Raw genomic sequence first — 16,554 nt, 5'->3', positions numbered from 1 at the left:
GAAAGTGTCCTCGAGGCGGTCCCTGGTCAACCGTGCACGGTGCGGCTGTCGGCGGGCGCGTCCGCCCGGTCCTTCAAGCCGTAATCCCTGACGACGTGGGCCACGCGCAGACGGTAGTCGCGGAACACGCCCTCCCGGCCTTCTCCCTGGGCTTCCCGATGGGCTTGCTGGCGCCGCCATTCGGCCACCGCCGCCTCGTCGCGCCAGTAGGACAGCGACAGCAACTTGCCTGGATCGCCGAGGCTCTGGAAGCGCTCGATGGAGATGAATCCGTCGATACCCGACAGCAGGGGCCGCAAGGCCGCGGCGAGATCGAGATACCGCTGGCGGTGGTCCTCGTGGGCCCAGACCTCGAAGATGACGGCAATCATTGTAGACCTCCCAGGATGCGAGCGTTCGTGGAAGCACGCCAGGTGATGGACTTCGACAGCGGGGTGAGTTCCAGGCCACTCGCGAGCACGCGCTCCACCGCCGCGGAGACCATCGTCACCGCGAGTTCCCGGCCCGGACAGGCATGGGCGCCCAGGCCGAAGGTGAAGGTCTGGCGTTCGGGGCGGCGTGGGAGGAACACGTCGGGCTGGGGATTCACCCGGGGATCGCGGTTCGCGGCGGCGAGCACGACGACCACCGTCGCCCCCGCCTCCAACTCCTGATTCGCAACGGTCGCGCACGCGTGGATGAAGCGCCGGGTGTTCTGGATGGGGGACTCGTGGCGCGCCGCCTCCCGGACCACGTCGTCAATGGAGCACTCGCCCCGAGCGAGTTGTTCCCGCAGCGCGGGCATCCGCGCGAACGCGAGCAGCGCGGCCCCCAGGAGGCCGGCGGTCGCCTCATACGCCTGGGTGAGGAGCCCCACCGCGTTGGGAACCAGTGCCTCCAGCGCCCCTCCCTCCTCCCGCATCCGCGAGGAGAAGGCACCGAGCAGTTCCGGTGCACGGGGTTTCGCCTGGAGACACGCCGTCACGCGCTCGACGAGCCGCACGGCGCCCAGAGCGCCCTCTGTCCGCGCCCCCGGTTGGGTCACCGAACGAACGTACGCATCCACCTCCCGCACGCTCTCCGCCAGGAACTCCTCGGGAAATCCCAGCAGGCAGCCGAGCACGAACACGGGAAGCTGGAGCGCCTTCTCTGGCAGGAGCGACAGGCGCGGCTCGGAGAAGAGCCGGGCCGACCAACGGCGACTTTCCGCATCCACGGCCCGCATCACCGTCGGAAGCGCGGAGGCCAGGGCTTGTTTCACGGCCGCGGAGGGCGCTCCGTCGTTCATCCGCACGAGCCGCCCGAAGAGCGCGCCAGCGGGAGAGCCGAGCAGGTGCGACGGGACGGGCTCCGCCTGGGGGCGAACCCGGCAGGCCTCGCTCGTGAGCACGGCGCGCACCGTGGCGGCATCCGCCGCGATCCAGGGCTCGAAGCCCGCGATGCGTTGCAGACCTCCGCGGGCACACAGGCTCGCGTAGTACGGATAGGGGTCGGGGTGCGTGACGGCCTGATAGGGGTCGGTGGGGGGTGTCATCGGTCCTCGCCCGGAAGACACTGCCCTTGTTGACCCCTCCGTGTGCTAGGAAATGGTTCGTCATGGAACGAACGATGAACGCGGGGCCGGACCTCGCCGAGCTGGCCGGAGCCGTCGGAGATGCCACGCGGATCCGGATGTTGGAATTGCTCATGGAAGGCCGGTCGCTCGTCGCCAAGGAACTGGCCTTCGGCACGGGCGTGAGCCCCGCGACGGCGACGGTCCACCTCCGGCGGCTGGAGCAGGCCCGGTTGATCCGCTCGACCCGACAGGGGCGAAACAAGGTGTTCCGGCTCGCCACGCCCACCGTGGCGCGCATGGTGGAAGCGCTGATGACCGTGGCGGTCCGAGGGCCTCGCGCGTCGGCGACGCCGGAGAATCTCCGGGCCGCGCGCTACTGCTATGACCATCTCGCGGGGCGGCTCGGGATGGGCATCACCGATGCGCTCCTGCGCAACGGGCACCTCTCCCTCCGGCGGCGAGCCTTCGCGCTGACACCGAGCGGTGAGGAGTGGTTCGAGGCCTTTGGAATCGAAGTGGCCCCCTTGCGCGAGCAGCGGCGCCAGTTCGCCCACCGCTGCCTCGACTGGAGCGAACGACGGGATCACCTCGCCGGTGCGCTGGGGGCGGCGCTCGCCTCACGCGTGTTCGCGCTGGGCTGGGTCGAGCGTCAACCCGACTCGCGCGGACTCATCGTCACGCCCGCGGGCCAGCGGGGACTGCGTCGTCACTTCGGCGCGCCATGAGTGGAGACGTCACGACAGGAATTGCACCGCCATGAGCGCGAGGGAGCCCACGAAGTAGAGCAGCGCGCAGGTGATCTCCACGAACCGCCGGACCCCTCGCGCGCGGCGTGGAGACAACCACGTTCCCCCCAATGCCAGCACTTCCGCCGGGACACGCAGGAGCGTGGCGTACACGACGAGCGCCGCTCCGAAGTACACCCAATAGGTGAACAGGCTTTGCAGATAGGGCGCGAGTCCATACATGCGGTACTGCGCGAACGGCCCACCGTAGGTGATGTATTGATTGGCCCGGAACATGATGCCGCCGGGGATGAGGGGAAACAGGAAGAACTTGAACGCGAACAGGAGCGCCCCCGGACGCATCACCGTTGCCCGGGCGTGAGCGAAGGCGGTGAGCGGATGCCGCGCCTCCTCGCGCGCCTGGGCATGCTCCTGGCCGAACGCCTCCAGCACGGGGAGCGGATCCTCCACCTGGACGCCGTATTGGAAGCGCCTCCCCGAGCGCATCCGCAGCGCGAGCCCCGCGACCGGCAGCGGCAACCGCCACCCGCGAACGGACTCCACCGAGGACACTGGAATCTCGAACCGGTCCCCGCGGCGCTCCAGCACGAGCCGCTCGGGTTCCACCTGGAGGGTGGCGGCCGAGCGCCAGCGCAACAGGCGGAGGAGCCCATACAGGCCCAGCGCCAGCAACCCGAGCATTCCGGCCCGAGGCGGAGGCGTCGGGTTGGCCTCGCCCTCGAAGGTGAAGTGGAGGATGAGCACCGCGGCGGCGAGGACGGTGGCCACGAGCAGGGCCTGGAGCACGGCGTCGGCGAGCCGTTGCGGTGCCGTCCAGGCGCGAACGGGGAAGCCCGGGAGTGTGGCCTGACGCGGAGCGGCGGGCGCCGGGGCGGCATCGGCGTGCGGAGAGGACATGGGGACGGATTGCCCGGGAGGCGAGGGGTCCGTAGCATACGGGGCCCGAAGAACAGGGGCGAGAATGGCTTCGCGGCCTCCTACCTATGAGCGGCACGTCGATGGTGATGGCGTGACCCGCATCCAGAAGAAGAACACGTCCCAGGGCACCTGGCTCATCTGGCTGGCACTCGGCTTCACCGCCGGCTGCGCGGCCCTGTGCGCGTGGCTGCTGTGGCCCGAGGATCCCTCCCCCGCGCCCGAGCGGATCGCGCCCCCGCGCGTCACGGCGACCCGTCCCCCTCCGCCGCCACCGCGCACGGGCAACACGCCCGCCCCCCTCCCCCACGCCGAGGCTCCGCCCTCGCCCGCTCCGGAGCCCGTGCCGCCACGGGACGAGCCCGCGGAACCCTCGGACGGCGTCCACCTGTACCGCCCGGGAACCAAGCCCCTCAAGCAGGGCCTCGTCGTGCCCGAGGGCTTCGAGCTGCCCCCCGGCTACGTGCGCCACTACCAGTCCACGGATGAAGGGCAGGCCGTGAAGCCCATCCTCATGTTCCATCCGGACTACCACCCGACCGACTCGAACGGACAGCCGGTGGAGTTGCCCGCCAACCGCGTCGTCCCGATGGAGCTGGCTCCCCCGGGCATGCCCCTGGAAGTCCTGGAGCTTCCCGAGGGGCCCGAAGGAGTGGAGCCCCTGCCATGAGCGGGTGGGCGGCACGCGCGGGGAGATGGGGGCCCGCGCTGCTCGGCATCCTGGCGAGTACCACCCTCCTCGCGTGGTTCGCGCGCCTGGAGGCCCGGTGGGTGGCGCTCGGCTGGGTGGAGCTCGTCCCCTGGCTGTGGGTGTTGGATCGCACCCGCTCCGGGAAGGAGGCCGTCCTCGCGGGCACGGCGCTCGCCATGACCTTCACCGCGGCCATCTTCGGCTGGTTCCCCGAGGCGCTGCACGGCTACTCCCAGGCGCCCCTCGTGGTGTGCTGGCTCGCCGTGCTGCTGCTGGCACCGCTCATGGAGTCGCAGTTCATCATCTACGCGCTCGTGCGCCACCACCTGCGGCGTACCACCCCGGAGCCCCTCGGCTTCGGGCGCATCACCCTCACCTGCGCCCTCGTGTACGTGGGCACCGAGTGGTTGTGCCCCAAGCTCTTCGCGGAGACGTTGGGCCAGGGCTTCTACGCCTCCGAGTCCCTCCGGCAGGTCGCGGACCTCGCCGGAGCACACGGGCTCACCTTCCTGCTGCTCATCGGCAACGAGTGCGTGCTCGCCGCGGGCAAGGCGCTCGCGGCGCGCGAGGCCCCCCGACGCGTGGCGGTGCCGCTGGCCGTGCTGGCAGTGCTCGTCCTGGCGGGGAGCGGGTATGGGCGGCTTCGCATCTGGCAGGTGGCGCGGGAGACGGCGCGTGGGCCCGCCCTGGAGGTGGGCGTCGTCCAGGCGAACATCACCAAATACGACAAGCTCGCGGCGGAGACGGGCATGTACGAGGTGGTGCGGATGATCCTCGACACGCACTATCGGCTCTCGGACGAGCTGCTCCAGGGCCGGGGCGTGGATCTGCTCATCTGGCCCGAGACCGTGTATCCGACGACGTACGGCTCGCCCAAGAGCGAGGCGGGCGCCGAGTTCGACGCGGACCTCTCCGGGTTCATCTCCGAGCGCCGGGTGCCCCTGCTCTTCGGCACCTACGAGCTCGAGCAGGAGCGCGAGTACAACGCCGCCGTGTTCGTGGGACCGGGACACGGAGGGGAGCTGACACGCTCGGCCTACCGCAAGACGATGCTCTTTCCCCTCACCGAGTGGGTGCCCGAGTCGCTCGACTCGCCGTGGTTGCGCGAGCGTCTGCCGTGGACGGGCTACTGGAAGCGGGGGCCGGGACCGCGCGCGCTGGAGCTGGCCCTGCGCGAGGGCCGGCGACTCACCATCGCGCCGCTCATCTGCTACGAGTCCATCTTCCCCGGCTACGTCGCCGAGGAGGCGCGGCGGGGCGCGGAGCTCATCGTGACGCTGTCCAACGACTCCTGGTTCCAGGGGACACCCGGGCCCAAGCTGCACCTGATGCACGCGGCGTTTCGCAGCATCGAGACACGGCTGCCGCAGGTGCGCGTCACCAACTCGGGCATCTCCGCCCTCATCAGCGCCACGGGCGAGGTGCTCACCGAGGTGCCCGATGATCACCGCGCGAGCCTCGCGCTGAGCGTGCCGCCCCCGCCGCGGCTGACCACCCTCCTGGTGGCCTGGGGGGATTGGTTGGGGCCCACGGCCCTGGTGCTCGGCGGGCTCCTGCTGCTCGGACGCGCCCTCCCCTCGCGACGCCGGGTCCCTTGAGGCCCGCGTTTCCCGCCCTGGACACTCCGCGCTCTGTCCCCCTGCTCGTCCGCTTGAAGGGGGTTGCCTCCCGGGGGAAGGATGGCCATGGGGTGGGGAGGCGAGGTGGCATGAATACTCCGCCGTGACGGACGTCCCCACCTCCACAGATTCCAAGCCCGGGCACGCTCCGTTCGTGCGACGACGGGCCGGGACCGAATGGATTGGAGAGTGTCATGACCCCTCGGTGGTGGATGTGTCTGATGATCGGGTTGGCGGCCCCCGTCGTTCACGGGCAGACCGCGCCCTCCTATTCGCAGGACTCCTCGCAGGGGTATTACGACGAGGATGAGTACTCCGAGGAGGAGGCGGGCCCCCTGGCCCCCTACGCTCCTCCGGCCCTGCCCAACGAGACGCAGACGGCCCGCCCCTTCCGCGACGCGGTGTGGGCCTCCGGGCACTGGTACTGGGACGGCAACGAGTGGCGCTTCAATCCGGGCACCTGGATCGCCTCCATGCCGGGCTACCAGTTCATCAACGGCTACTGGCAGCAGGAGGGCTCGGGCTGGCGGTGGATCTCCGGCGGCTGGGCGCGGCCCGGCTCGACGCAGGTGGAGATTCCCATCGCCGTCACCAACGAGGAGGTCGTCGCCTCCCAGGCTCCTCCAGCGCCCCAGATGGAAACGCCTCCCCCCGCGCCCGCGCCTTCCTACACGTGGGCTCCCGGGTACTGGTACTGGTCCGGGGTCAACTGGTCCTGGGTGACTGGGAGCTGGATGGCTCCGCCCCGTCCGGACCTCGTCTTCGTCACGCCGCGCTGGGTGCGTCGCGGCCCCTCCTGGTACTTCGTGGGTGGGGGCTGGGCAATGCATGGCTCGACCCGGGTCGTCGTGCCGGAGTACCGGTACGCGCGCATCTCCGTGGGTTGGGGCCGACCGAGCTACTTCGTGCACACCTGGCGCCGCTACCCCATGTTCCACTGGAGTCGGCCGTACGGGTACCGCCATGGCCCCCGCTACAACCCGCCTCCCTACTACCGGGACCGGGACTGGGATCGCGGACCGCGCCACCACGACTCCGGGCCCAATGGGCCCTGGAGGGATCGCTACGACGGCCCCCGCCGGGACCACGACGGTCCTCGTGGCCGGGACCACGACGGTCCTCGTGGCCGGGACCACGACGGTCCTCGAGGCCGGGACCACGACGGTCCCCGCGGCCGAGACAACGACGGTCCTCGAGGTGGAGGATGGGGCCGGCACGACGCCACCCCGGTCCGCAACCGCTGAGCCCCGTCCGGGCGCTCCGCCTCAGAGCGAGGCGGACGCCTCGGCGAGCTTCTCCTGCGCGGTCTCCCACCGCGCGTAGAGCTGCTCCAGCTCGCTCTTGCCGTCCCGGTGGGCGTCCATGAGCGGCTTGGCCTTGGCGAAGTCGTTGTAGAGCGCGGAGTCGGCGAGCTGCGTCTCGCGCTCCTTCTGCGCCTGCTCCAGCTTCGCGATCGCCTCCTCCAGCTTGGCGATCTCCTTCTTGATGGGGCCCTCGACGACGCTGCGCCGCTGCCGGGCCTCGGCCTCCAGGCGCTTGCGCTCCTTCTCCGAGAGCCCCGCCGCCGCGCCCTTCTCCACCGGCTTGTCGCCCCCGCCCTCCGCCTCCAGCGCCAGGCGCCGTTGCTCCTGGTGGTAGAGGTAGTCGTCCAGGTTGCCCGGGTGCGTCTCCACCTTGCCGCCCACCACGTCCCAGACATGCGTGGACAGCCCGTTCACGAACGCGCGGTTGTGGGACACGAAGAGCAGCGTGCCGCCATAACCCTGGAGCGCCTCGATGAGCATCTCCGTCGAGTCCAGGTCCAGGTGGTTGGTGGGCTCGTCCATGAGCAGCAGGTTGGAGGGCACCAGGAGCAGCTTGGCGAGCGCCACGCGCGCCCGCTCTCCACCGCTGAGCACGCCCACCGGCTTGTCCACGTCATCGCCCGAGAACATGAACGAGCCGAGCACCCCGCGCACGAAGCTCTCCGGCTTGTCCGCCGCCAGGGGGCGCACCTCCTCGATGATGGTGTTGCGCTTGTCGAGCTTGTCGCCGTGGTGCTGCGCGTAATACCCCATCACCACGTTGTGCCCGAGCTTCACCGTGCCGCCGTCCGGCGCGAGCTCGCCCGCGACGATCTTCAACAGCGTCGTCTTGCCCGCGCCGTTGGCGCCCACCACCGCGATGCGCTGGCCGCGCTCCACGCGCGCATCCAGCCCCGAGTACACCACCGCCTCGCCGTAGCGCTTCTGGATGCCCTCCAGCGTCACCACGTCGCGCCCCGAGCGCTCCACCTCCGGGAAGCGGAAGCGCATGGTGGCCCGCTCCTCGAGCACCTGCACGTCCTCGAGCTTCTCGAGCATCTTCGCGCGGCTCTGCGCCTGGCGGGCCTTGGTGGCCTTGGCGCCGAAGCGATCGATGAAGCCCTGCAGCTCCGCCTTGCGCGCCTCGACGCGCTCGGCCTGGGCCTTGAGCTGCTCCTTCTCCTCGGCGCGCTGGCGCTTGTACGTGTCGTAGTTGCCCACGTACGAGCGCAGCCCCTCCAGCTCCAGCGACAGGATGCGGCCCACCTGCCGGTTGAGGAAGTCCTTGTCGTGGGAGATGAGCACCACCGCCTTGCGCGAGCGCTTGAGGAAGCCGTCGAACCACGCCTGGGTGGGCACGTCCAGGTGGTTGGTGGGCTCGTCCATGAGGAGCAGATCCGGATCCTGGAGCAAGAGCCCCGCGAGCGCCGCGCGCATCCGCCACCCGCCGCTGAGTGCCCCCGTGGGCTTGGCCAGGTCCGCCTCCCGGAAGCCCAGGCCCTTGAGGATGCGCTCGGCGTGGTGCCGTCCGTAGTGGTCCTCGAAGTGATCCAGCTCCGCGTGCAGGTCCGCGAGCGCCTGGGCGAGCTCCAGCTGCTCCTCCTCGGAGCCGGCCGCGGCGAGCGCCGCCTCCGTGTCGCGCAGCCGCGCCTCCAGCGAGTCCCGACCGGGCACGGTGCTCATCACCGCGTCCACCACCGAGCCATCGGGCAGCCCGGCGAGTTCCTGGGGCAGGTAGCCCACGCGGGCCTTGCGCCGGTAGGTGAGCGTCCCCGAGTCCGGGTGCTGAACCCCGGCGAGGATCTTCATCAACGAGCTCTTGCCGGTGCCGTTGGCGCCCACCAGGCCCACACGGTCCTTGGGGCCGAGCGTGAAACTCTCAGAATCGAAGAGAACCTTCTTCCCGTAGGAGAGGCAGATGTCCTGGGCGATGACGAGGCTCATGGCGGATCCGGGGGTGTAACAGCCCGCCGCTCGGACGGGAACGGCTGATCTGCCTGCCCGCCTCCTGGGCAGCCCGGAATCCATGCGGGATCCCCGCCACTCCCCCTGCCCCCGGCCTCCGAGGTTCCCCTATACTCGCCACCCCATGGCTTCCCCCTGTCAGCACTGCGGCAGCACCGACGGTCCCGATCATCTCTGCGGCGGCTCCCAGATGGCGCTCATCGGGCAGGTGCTCGATGGCCGCTATCAAATCGAGGACGTGCTCGGCCAGGGAGGCATGGGCATGGTCTTCCGCGCCACCCAGACGTCCGTGCAGCGTCCGGTCGCCGTCAAGACGCTCAACCCCTCGCTCGCCGCCGCGCCCCAGTTCTTCGAGCGCTTCCGGCGCGAGGCGGAGGTCGCCAGCCGGCTGCGCCACCCCAACGTCATCACCATCTACGACTTCGGCCGCGCCCAGGACGGTACCTGCTACTACGTCATGGAGCTGCTCGAGGGCGAGAGCCTGCGCGAGCTCGTCAAGCGCGATGGCCCCATGAGCCTGCGCCGCGCGGTGGACGTCATCGAGCAGGCATGCCGGGGCCTCGCCCACGCGCACGAGCAGGCCGCCGTCCACCGCGACATCAAGCCGCACAACATCATGGTGCAGCAGCTCGACGGGCGGGACTTCGTCAAGGTGCTGGACTTCGGCCTGGTGAAGGCGCTGGAGATCGAGGAGGAGCAGCAGCTCACCACCACCGGACAGGTGCTCGGCACGCCCCAGTACATGCCGCCCGAGCAGGCCGGGGGCGATCACGTGGACCACCGCTCCGACCTCTACTCGATGGGCGGCGTCTTCTATTACTGCCTCACGGGCACCTCGCCCTATGGGGCCAACTCGGTGCGCAAGGCGCTCACCGCCGCGCTGACGCAGCCGGTGCCCACGGTGGCCTCCAAGCGCCAGGGAGCGCCCGTGCCCCAGGCCCTGGAGGAGTTCTTCCAGATCGCGCTCGCCCCCGAGAAGGAGGACCGCTACCAGAGCGCCGAGGAGTTCATCGACGCCATGTTGGAAGCGGTGGCGTCCCTGTCCGCGCAGCAGCTCGACGCGCTGCCCACCAACTCCTCGCCCGAAGCAGCGGGCGGTGGCAGCAAGAGCAGGGGCGGCCAGCGCAGCGGGTCGCGCAGCCGCTCCTCCGCGAGCGCCGTGCGTCCCAAGCCGGGCTCGGGCGCCCGGAGTGGGACACCCGCCTCTGGCTCCCGTGCCGGCCAGCCTTCCGCCGTGAGGAACGCGGCGCCGGGATCGCGCCAGCCCAGCAGCGTCGGGGGAGGCACCTCCCGCGTGGGCGCCACCTCGCCGGGCATGCGCCCGAGGACGAACTCGTCCCGATCCACCCCGCCCCACCAGGAGGTGCCCTTCAAGTGGTCGGTGAAGAAGATCTCCATCGCGGTCGCGTCGCTGGTGCTCTTCGCCACGGCCGGAGCGGTCGTCGCGCTGCGGCCCTCCAACAAGCCCGCCCCGGCCTCGGCGGCCCCCGTCACGGCGAAGTCACAGCCCGCCACGCCGAGTGCCGCCGCGCCGCGTCCCTCCGACAACGGCACGCTCCTGGTGCGCATCCGCTCTTCTCCCGCGGGCGCCAGCGTGTTCGACGGGGACGTGCAGATCGGCACGACGCCGCTGGATCGTCAGCTCCCGCGCACCCAGGTGCGTGAACTCACCTTCCGCATGGCCCAGTATGAGGAGCGCAAGCTCAAGCTGGACTTCACCGGGATCGTGTCGGACTCGCAGGACGTGAGCGTGACGATGACGCCGCTGAAGGCCGCCGCGGTGGAGCCCGCCCGCCCGACCCGGGCCGCCAAGTCCACCAAGGAGACCCGGGACGACTCCGTCCCCATCTTCGAGTAGGGCCGCCCGCCTCGCGCGTGGCCCGCGCCGTCAATCGAAGGTCACCAGGGTCGGCAGGAGTTCTCCGCTGCGTGTCACGGTGTTCGGAGTCGCGGCGAAAAGGGCTTCAGGATAAACCTACGCACCGCCTGGGGGACCCCCTCCGGCGACCGTATCGAGGAGTCCACACCATGGCGGAAGTCACCCTGGATCTGCGTGGCCGACCCAAGGCCGAGGCCTATGCCGAACTGCACCAACACGTCGAGGCCGTCCTGGAGGGCATCGACGACGACGTGGCGGCCATGGCCACGATGAGCTGTCTGCTGCACCACGCCTTCGGCCACCTGTGGACGGGCTTCTACCGCGTGGTGGAGCCGGGCAGGCTGCTGCGCGTCGGCCCCTACCAGGGCACGCTCGGCTGCCTGGAGATCCGATTCGGCAAGGGCGTGTGCGGCACCTCCGCCGCCGAGGGCCGCACCGTCATCGTCGAGGACGTGCACGCCTTCCCGGGCCACATCACCTGCGATGGCCGCTCGGCCTCGGAAATCGTCGTGCCCGTCTACAATCCCCAGCGCGAGCTCATCGCCGTGCTCGACATCGACTCCGAGCACAAGGCCACCTTCGACGACGCGGACCGCCGCGCCCTCGAGGCGATCATGGGCTGGTTCTCCCGGCCCCGGCGCAAGTAGGCGGGGCGCTCAGCGCCGGGCCATGCGCGCGAGGATCTCCTGCTCCAGCGTGCGCACCACCTCGGACAGCGGCAGCAGCGAGGAGTCCACCCGCCGGGCATCGTCCGCCGGCTTGAGCGGTGCCACGGCGCGCGAAGCGTCATCCTGGTCGCGCTTGACCTGATCGGCCAGGACGTCCGGCAGCGTGCGCTCCACGCCCTTCTGGAACAGCTCCTCGAAGCGGCGCCGGGCGCGGATGTCGGGATCCGCCTCCAGGAAGAACTTGGCGTCCGCGTCCGGGAACACCACCGTGCCGATATCGCGCCCCTCGAGGATGGCGCCCTTGGGCGCCTGGAGCGCCAGCCGCCGCTGCAGCGACAGCAGCCCCTCCCGCACCACGGGCCGGCTCGACACCTGCGAGGCCGCCATGGAGTTCTCCGGCGTGCGGATCTCCTCCGACACGTCCTCGCCATCCAGGAACACGTGGTTGTCCTCGCCCACCACCTCGAAGGACACGTGCACGCTCGCCAGCAGCGCGCCCAGCCCGGCGTCGTCGTCGAACGCGATCCCCTCGCGCCGCGCCTTGAGCGCCACGCACCGGTAGATGGCACCCGTGTCCACCAGGGCGAAGCCCAGGCGGCGAGCGAGCACCTTGGACACGGTGGACTTGCCCGCGCCCGCCGGTCCGTCGATGGCCACGATGAAGGGTCTGGAACTCATTGAGGGGCTCTCTCCTGGAGGCGGCACGGTGCGGCTAACGTCCGGAGAACACACCGAGCTTGCGGAAGCGCTCGTAGCGATCCCTCACGAGATCGTCCGGAGACAGGCCCGACAGCTCGTCGAGGTGCTTGCGCAGCGCCTGCCCCACGTTCTGCGCCGCCTTGGCGTGGTCGCGGTGCGCGCCGCCCGCGGGCTCGGAGATGATCTCGTCGATGACGTTCATTCCCATGAGGTCGCGCGCCGTGAGCTTGAGCGCGTCCGCCGCCTTCTCCGCCTTGGTGGAGTCGCGGTAGAGGATGGAGGAGCACGCCTCCGGGGAGATGACCGAGTAGATGCTGTTCTCCAGCATCAGCACGCGGTTGCCCACGCCGATGGCGAGCGCGCCGCCCGAGCCGCCCTCGCCCACCACCGTGGAGACGATGGGCACCTTGAGCCGGCTCATCACCTCCAGGTTGACGGCGATCGCCTCGGCCTGGCCGCGCTCCTCGGCGCCGATGCCCGGGTAGGCGCCCGGCGTGTCCACGAAGGTGAGGATGGGCTTGTCGAAGCGCTCGGCCATCTCCATCAGCCGAAGCGCCTTGCGGTAGCCCTCCGGGCGCGGCATGCCGAAGTTGCGCGCCATGTTCTCCTTCGTGTTGCGCCCCTTCTGGTGGCCGATGAGCATCACCACCTGCCCATCGAAGCGCGCGAAGCCGCCCACGATGGACGAGTCATCCCCGAAGTGCCTGTCCCCGGCCAGCTCCAGGAAGTCCGTGAACAGGTACTGGACGTAGTCCAGGAAGTAGGGCCGCGAGCTGTGACGCGACAGTTGGACCACCTGCCAGCGCGACAGGTCGCTGAAGATCTCCGTCTGGAGCTTCTTCGCCTTCTTCTCCAGCTTGGAGATTTCCGAGGAGAAATCCACCGAGCCGCTCTCCGAGAGCGTCTTGAGCTCGCCGATCTTCTTCTCCAGCTCGATGAGCGGGCGCTCGAAATCGAGTGGATAGTTGATGCCGTTCGCCATGGCGCGGGAGCCCTATCACCCGCCATCCAACCTGACAACGCGCAACCTGTTACGCGGTACGCTGAATCCCCACCTCCCCCCCTCGTCGGAACGACATGGACGCCCTCCCGCTGCTGCTCGCCCTCCTGCTGTCCGCCGCGCCCGCCCCCTCGGCGCGTACCCTCAACACCCAGGGCTTCCGCCTCTACCAGGCGGGCAAATACCCCGAGGCCCTGGAGAAGTTCGAAGCCGCGGCCCGGGCGGACCCGAAGATGGCCCTGGCCCACTACAACGTGGCGGCGACCCTGGGGGTGCTGCGCAAGAAGGGGAAGATTTGCGACTACTCGGCCTACCGGGAGACGATCGTCGAGCGCCTGACGCGCTCGGTCGAGTTGGATGCCCGCCGGCTCGCGCGCGCCAAGAAGGACGCGGACCTGGACCCCATCCGCGACACCCTGGGCTGGCAGCGCCTGCTGGGCCTGTCCCCCCAGAACGAGGCCGATGTGCCCAAGCTGCTGCGCCGGGTGACGTGGTTCCGGCTCACCGAGGGGGACATGCACGCCCGCACGACGCTCACCTTCCCGGACGCCCGGAAGGTGGTGGTGGAACGGACGGGCTTCGACGAGGAGACCCAACGCGTCACCACCCGGAAACGGACCGGCACCTACACGCTCCAGGGGCGCACCCTCCAGGTCACCCTGCCGAACGAGCCCCCCGTCCAGGGCACGTTGACCGACAAGGGGGCGCTCCAGCTCGGCACGCTGGGGACGTTCACCGATCTGCCGCCGGAGTGCGATGCATAGAACGGATCACCACCTGACGGACTTGGCGGCCCGGGGGGCCCGTCCCACCCTTGTCTTGGGGAGGTGGTGGGGATGGTGAGACTCGAGGGACGGCAGTGGGGGTTGGTGGCGTTGGTGGCGTTGACGCCCTTCTTTTTCGCCTTCCTGCTGGCGGCGTCGGCGCCCGGCGTCGTCGAGCCCGTGCTGGGCACGCCACTGGGCGGGGCGAGCTGGCTGCTGGCGGCGCTGCTGGGGCTGCTCGGAGGTGCGCTGTTCGCAGGGTGCCTGAGCACGCTGACGGCGCTGCCGGGGCGGCCCTCGGCGACGCGGCGCGCGCTGCACCTGGTGGGCGCGACGGTGGTGCCGGTGGGGCTGTGCATCGTCCCGGCGCTCTGCCTGATGCTGGCGGGCCCGGCGATCGCGCTCCAGCTCGAACAGGGCCAGGCCCTGCCCCAGGTGCTCCGCCCACGGCCCACGCACCCGTTGTTGGAGGGATTGCGCTACCAACTGCCGCGCGTGCTGCGCAACATGGGCGGGCTGCACCTGCGCTGAAGCACTCCCTCCCGGCGAGGGAGAGGGGCACGGCGGCCGATCAGGCCGCCTTCGTCTTCGCGGTGGCGCTCAGGGCGTACCAGGCGGTGCGGAACGCCTTGAGCTCGCGCAGGCCGGCGGGGTGACGACCCAGGGCGGGCGCCACCGTCACCGGCAGGCCAATCGTCTTCTCGATGTTCTTGGCCGCGTTGAGCTCGTTCTTGCGCCGGTTCTCGCACTTGGGGCAGTCCGCCTTGGGCCCCACGCGGTTGACCAGCACGCGCTCCACCTGGAGCTTGCGATCCTTGAGGTACTGCACCAGGCGCTCGGAGCGCTCGGCCGCCAGCTCCTCGCCGCGCGTGACGACGACGAAGCGCGACTCGGTGGGCGAGGCCAGGGCCTCCTCGAAACGCTTGATGTGCTTGAGGAAGCCGGCCATGTCCTCGGCCAGCTCACCCAGGCCCTTGGACTTGTGCTTGGACAGCACGCTCTGCAGGGCGCCGAACCAGCTCCGGGCCGTGTCCACCAGCTCCACCACGCGCAGGGTGGAGACCATGGGGGCGCCGTCCACGACGATGCGCTTGAAGCGCTCCTGCACCAGGGCATCCGTCAGACAGGACAGGGCGGCCAGCTCGTCGATGCCCGCGGGGGCCGCGTCGAGCAGGTTGCGGAAGAGCAGCAGATCCACCGGCACGTCGTTGCCCGTCTTCGGCGCGCCCTCGTAGGCCTTCTCCGCCTTCTCCTTCCAGCGCTTGCGCACGGCGTTGAACCAGCCGGCCATGTCCAGCTCGCGCGCGTACAGGCCCTTGGTGCCCTTGACCTGCGTCTCCACGTCCGTCAGCCGGCTCTGCAGCACGTCGGACAGCGAGTGCGCGGGATCCGTGGAGATGAGGAGCACCGGCCCCTCCTTCTCCGTCAGCGTGACGGCGGCGGCGGCGGCGCAGGAGCTCTTGCCCACCCCACCCTGCCCCACGAAGAAGATGAGCCGCGTGGGCGGCAGCGGCGGCGCGGCGATGGGCGGCATGGACGGGGCGCGCACCAGGGCGGGAGGCCCCTCGGCGGCGGCGAACTCCAGCGTCTTGGTCTCCTTGCCACTCGCCCACTCCTGGGCGAAGGGCTTGAGCAGCTCCAGGCCCCGCGGCGCCACCTCGCGCCGGCCCACCAGGTGCACCGGCACGTTCTTGTCCAGCGCCTGGTACTTGCGCACGTGCGGCGCTTGGAGACCGCGGCGGCCCAGACAGGCGGCACAGCCCTCCTTGTCCTCCACCTGGTTGACCACCACCTCGACCACGGGGAGGCCGCGCTCGCGCAGCTGCGCGAAGTACATGCGCGTCTGGGCCTCGGGCACCGGCTCCGCCAGCGCCACCAGGTGGAAGGCCGTGCGCGCCGGATCCTTCAGCAGCGCGAGCAGCTTCTCCGCGCGCGCCAGCTGCTCCTCGAGGAACCCGGGCTCCTCGACCGCGGCGGCGGCCTTCTTGCCCTTGCCGCCCGAGCCCCGCTCCGAGCCCACCCTCACGAGGCCCAGGAACTTGCGCAGGCCCACCGGCATGTCGAACACGCGCAGCGTGTGGCTGGTGGGCGCGGTGTCCACCACCACGCGATCGAACTCACCACTCTCCGCCAGCTCCGCCACGTACATCAACCCCAGCAGCTCCTCGAGCCCCGGCGTGGCCTGGGTGTACAGCTTGCCCAGCTCGTCCTCCGACAGGTGGGTGCCCTTGCCCGCCGCCTTCTGCAGCGCCGACGCGTACTTGCTCACGAAGGACTTGCCCAGCGCGCCCGGCTCCAGCTCCATCGCCCACACGCCGCCGTCCGGCTTCGCCTTGGCTCCCTTGCCCTTGGCCTTGGGGGCCTCCTTCACGGGCTCCGTCTCCTCGGCCTCCAGCTTCGTCGGCTTGCCCGTCAGGGGCTTGCGCAGCAGATCCGATAACGAACGCACCGGATCCAACGAGACGAGCAGCACCCGCTCCTTGGGCGCTTCATCCGCCAGCCGCAGGGCGTATGCCGCCGCGAGTGTGGTCTTTCCCACCCCACCCTTGCCGCCGAAGAAGTGAAGAACTCGTGCGTCGCTCATGAACACATGGCCTTCCTTGACACCCCTCGGCCGAGCCCGCCTCCGTCCTCTCGGGGACGGTCATGAACAGGGCTCGCTGGATCTCTGTCCGGGTGGGGAACAGTCCTACCGGCTGCCGCATGGGGTGTGGTGTGACCTGAAGGATCGCCCGTCGCGACCCTGTGAGTCAAGCAGAGACCGGGCCGTCACCCCCTCACCCAACGCAGC

The 16,554-nt window shown here is 70.3% G+C and carries 15 protein-coding genes; 8 read left to right on the top strand and 7 right to left on the bottom strand.

The window, feature by feature from the left end; all coding sequences use genetic code 11:
- Positions 1-26: 26 nt before the first annotated feature.
- Positions 27-371, bottom strand: coding sequence for an antibiotic biosynthesis monooxygenase family protein (locus CYFUS_RS20010; RefSeq protein ID WP_095986677.1), 345 nt, complete (start codon positions 369-371; stop codon positions 27-29).
- Positions 368-1,513 carry a cytochrome P450 gene (locus CYFUS_RS20005; RefSeq protein ID WP_095986676.1) on the bottom strand — a complete coding sequence of 382 codons (1,146 nt, stop codon included), beginning with the start codon at positions 1,511-1,513 and terminating at the stop codon, positions 368-370. The genes CYFUS_RS20010 and CYFUS_RS20005 overlap by 4 nt, the downstream gene beginning before the upstream one ends.
- A 62-nt stretch (positions 1,514-1,575) precedes the next feature.
- Between CYFUS_RS20005 and CYFUS_RS20000 the strand changes: the two genes are divergently transcribed.
- On the top strand, positions 1,576-2,259 hold the full coding sequence (locus CYFUS_RS20000) for an ArsR/SmtB family transcription factor (RefSeq protein WP_232537666.1): 684 nt from the start codon (positions 1,576-1,578) through the stop codon (positions 2,257-2,259).
- 9 nt (positions 2,260-2,268) lie between these two features.
- On the opposite strand, the gene CYFUS_RS19995 is transcribed toward CYFUS_RS20000, so the two are convergent.
- Positions 2,269-3,177 (bottom strand): hypothetical protein, encoded by a 909-nt coding sequence (locus tag CYFUS_RS19995; protein WP_095986674.1) that lies wholly within the window; start codon positions 3,175-3,177, stop codon positions 2,269-2,271.
- 64 nt (positions 3,178-3,241) lie between these two features.
- On the opposite strand from CYFUS_RS19995, the gene CYFUS_RS19990 reads away from it, so the two are divergent.
- From CYFUS_RS19990 to CYFUS_RS19980, 3 genes are all read left to right on the top strand, one after another.
- On the top strand, positions 3,242-3,865 hold the full coding sequence (locus CYFUS_RS19990; RefSeq protein WP_095986673.1) for a hypothetical protein: 624 nt from the start codon (positions 3,242-3,244) through the stop codon (positions 3,863-3,865).
- Positions 3,862-5,484: an apolipoprotein N-acyltransferase gene (gene lnt / locus CYFUS_RS19985; RefSeq protein WP_095986672.1), complete on the top strand. Its 1,623-nt coding sequence runs from the start codon at positions 3,862-3,864 to the stop codon at positions 5,482-5,484. Before CYFUS_RS19990 ends, lnt begins: the two co-directional genes overlap by 4 nt.
- Before the next feature lie 215 nt (positions 5,485-5,699).
- On the top strand, positions 5,700-6,749 hold the full coding sequence (locus CYFUS_RS19980) for a YXWGXW repeat-containing protein (protein WP_095986671.1): 1,050 nt from the start codon (positions 5,700-5,702) through the stop codon (positions 6,747-6,749).
- Between the two features lie 21 nt (positions 6,750-6,770).
- Here CYFUS_RS19980 and CYFUS_RS19975 read toward each other — a convergent pair whose 3' ends face one another.
- Positions 6,771-8,732, bottom strand: coding sequence for an ABC-F family ATP-binding cassette domain-containing protein (locus CYFUS_RS19975; RefSeq protein ID WP_095986670.1), 1,962 nt, complete (start codon positions 8,730-8,732; stop codon positions 6,771-6,773).
- A 145-nt stretch (positions 8,733-8,877) separates the two neighbouring features.
- Here CYFUS_RS19975 and CYFUS_RS19970 point away from each other — a divergent pair, with 145 nt between their 5' ends.
- Positions 8,878-10,611: a serine/threonine protein kinase gene (locus CYFUS_RS19970; RefSeq protein WP_232537665.1), complete on the top strand. Its 1,734-nt coding sequence runs from the start codon at positions 8,878-8,880 to the stop codon at positions 10,609-10,611.
- A gap of 170 nt (positions 10,612-10,781) precedes the next feature.
- Entirely contained in the window at positions 10,782-11,279 is a 498-nt protein-coding gene (locus CYFUS_RS19965; RefSeq protein WP_095986669.1) for a GAF domain-containing protein, read from the top strand.
- Between the two features lie 9 nt (positions 11,280-11,288).
- Here the strand turns inward: CYFUS_RS19965 and cmk are convergent, their stop codons facing one another.
- Together cmk and CYFUS_RS19955 are read right to left on the bottom strand one after the other, a co-directional pair.
- Positions 11,289-11,978, bottom strand: a complete 690-nt coding sequence (cmk, locus tag CYFUS_RS19960) for a (d)CMP kinase (RefSeq protein ID WP_095986668.1) — start codon at positions 11,976-11,978, stop codon at positions 11,289-11,291.
- A 34-nt stretch (positions 11,979-12,012) separates the two neighbouring features.
- Positions 12,013-12,981 carry an acetyl-CoA carboxylase carboxyltransferase subunit alpha gene (locus CYFUS_RS19955; protein ID WP_095986667.1) on the bottom strand — a complete coding sequence of 323 codons (969 nt, stop codon included), beginning with the start codon at positions 12,979-12,981 and terminating at the stop codon, positions 12,013-12,015.
- Between the two features lie 95 nt (positions 12,982-13,076).
- Here CYFUS_RS19955 and CYFUS_RS19950 point away from each other — a divergent pair, with 95 nt between their 5' ends.
- Positions 13,077-13,763: a hypothetical protein gene (locus tag CYFUS_RS19950; RefSeq protein ID WP_095986666.1), complete on the top strand. Its 687-nt coding sequence runs from the start codon at positions 13,077-13,079 to the stop codon at positions 13,761-13,763.
- Positions 13,764-13,835: 72 nt separating this feature from the next.
- Positions 13,836-14,294, top strand: a complete 459-nt coding sequence (locus tag CYFUS_RS19945) for a hypothetical protein (RefSeq protein ID WP_095986665.1) — start codon at positions 13,836-13,838, stop codon at positions 14,292-14,294.
- A 40-nt stretch (positions 14,295-14,334) separates the two neighbouring features.
- Here the strand turns inward: CYFUS_RS19945 and CYFUS_RS19940 are convergent, their stop codons facing one another.
- Entirely contained in the window at positions 14,335-16,347 is a 2,013-nt protein-coding gene (locus CYFUS_RS19940; RefSeq protein ID WP_095992122.1) for an ArsA family ATPase, read from the bottom strand.
- Positions 16,348-16,554 lie beyond the last annotated feature (207 nt).

Origin of the sequence: Cystobacter fuscus (assembly GCF_002305875.1) — a bacterium.
Lineage (GTDB): Bacteria > Myxococcota > Myxococcia > Myxococcales > Myxococcaceae > Cystobacter > Cystobacter fuscus_A.
The sequence above is the reverse complement of the archived record's forward strand: the minus strand, read 5'-3'. Positions and strand labels throughout refer to the sequence as shown.

Coding starts and splice junctions, on each gene's coding strand:
- CYFUS_RS20010 (WP_095986677.1), bottom strand. CDS start 371: ATGATTGCCGTCATCTTCGAGGTCTGGGCCCACGAGGACCACCGCCAG.
- CYFUS_RS20005 (WP_095986676.1), bottom strand. CDS start 1,513: ATGACACCCCCCACCGACCCCTATCAGGCCGTCACGCACCCCGACCCC.
- CYFUS_RS20000 (WP_232537666.1), top strand. CDS start 1,576: ATGGAACGAACGATGAACGCGGGGCCGGACCTCGCCGAGCTGGCCGGA.
- CYFUS_RS19995 (WP_095986674.1), bottom strand. CDS start 3,177: ATGTCCTCTCCGCACGCCGATGCCGCCCCGGCGCCCGCCGCTCCGCGT.
- CYFUS_RS19990 (WP_095986673.1), top strand. CDS start 3,242: ATGGCTTCGCGGCCTCCTACCTATGAGCGGCACGTCGATGGTGATGGC.
- lnt (WP_095986672.1), top strand. CDS start 3,862: ATGAGCGGGTGGGCGGCACGCGCGGGGAGATGGGGGCCCGCGCTGCTC.
- CYFUS_RS19980 (WP_095986671.1), top strand. CDS start 5,700: ATGACCCCTCGGTGGTGGATGTGTCTGATGATCGGGTTGGCGGCCCCC.
- CYFUS_RS19975 (WP_095986670.1), bottom strand. CDS start 8,732: ATGAGCCTCGTCATCGCCCAGGACATCTGCCTCTCCTACGGGAAGAAG.
- CYFUS_RS19970 (WP_232537665.1), top strand. CDS start 8,878: ATGGCTTCCCCCTGTCAGCACTGCGGCAGCACCGACGGTCCCGATCAT.
- CYFUS_RS19965 (WP_095986669.1), top strand. CDS start 10,782: ATGGCGGAAGTCACCCTGGATCTGCGTGGCCGACCCAAGGCCGAGGCC.
- cmk (WP_095986668.1), bottom strand. CDS start 11,978: ATGAGTTCCAGACCCTTCATCGTGGCCATCGACGGACCGGCGGGCGCG.
- CYFUS_RS19955 (WP_095986667.1), bottom strand. CDS start 12,981: ATGGCGAACGGCATCAACTATCCACTCGATTTCGAGCGCCCGCTCATC.
- CYFUS_RS19950 (WP_095986666.1), top strand. CDS start 13,077: ATGGACGCCCTCCCGCTGCTGCTCGCCCTCCTGCTGTCCGCCGCGCCC.
- CYFUS_RS19945 (WP_095986665.1), top strand. CDS start 13,836: ATGGTGAGACTCGAGGGACGGCAGTGGGGGTTGGTGGCGTTGGTGGCG.
- CYFUS_RS19940 (WP_095992122.1), bottom strand. CDS start 16,347: ATGAGCGACGCACGAGTTCTTCACTTCTTCGGCGGCAAGGGTGGGGTG.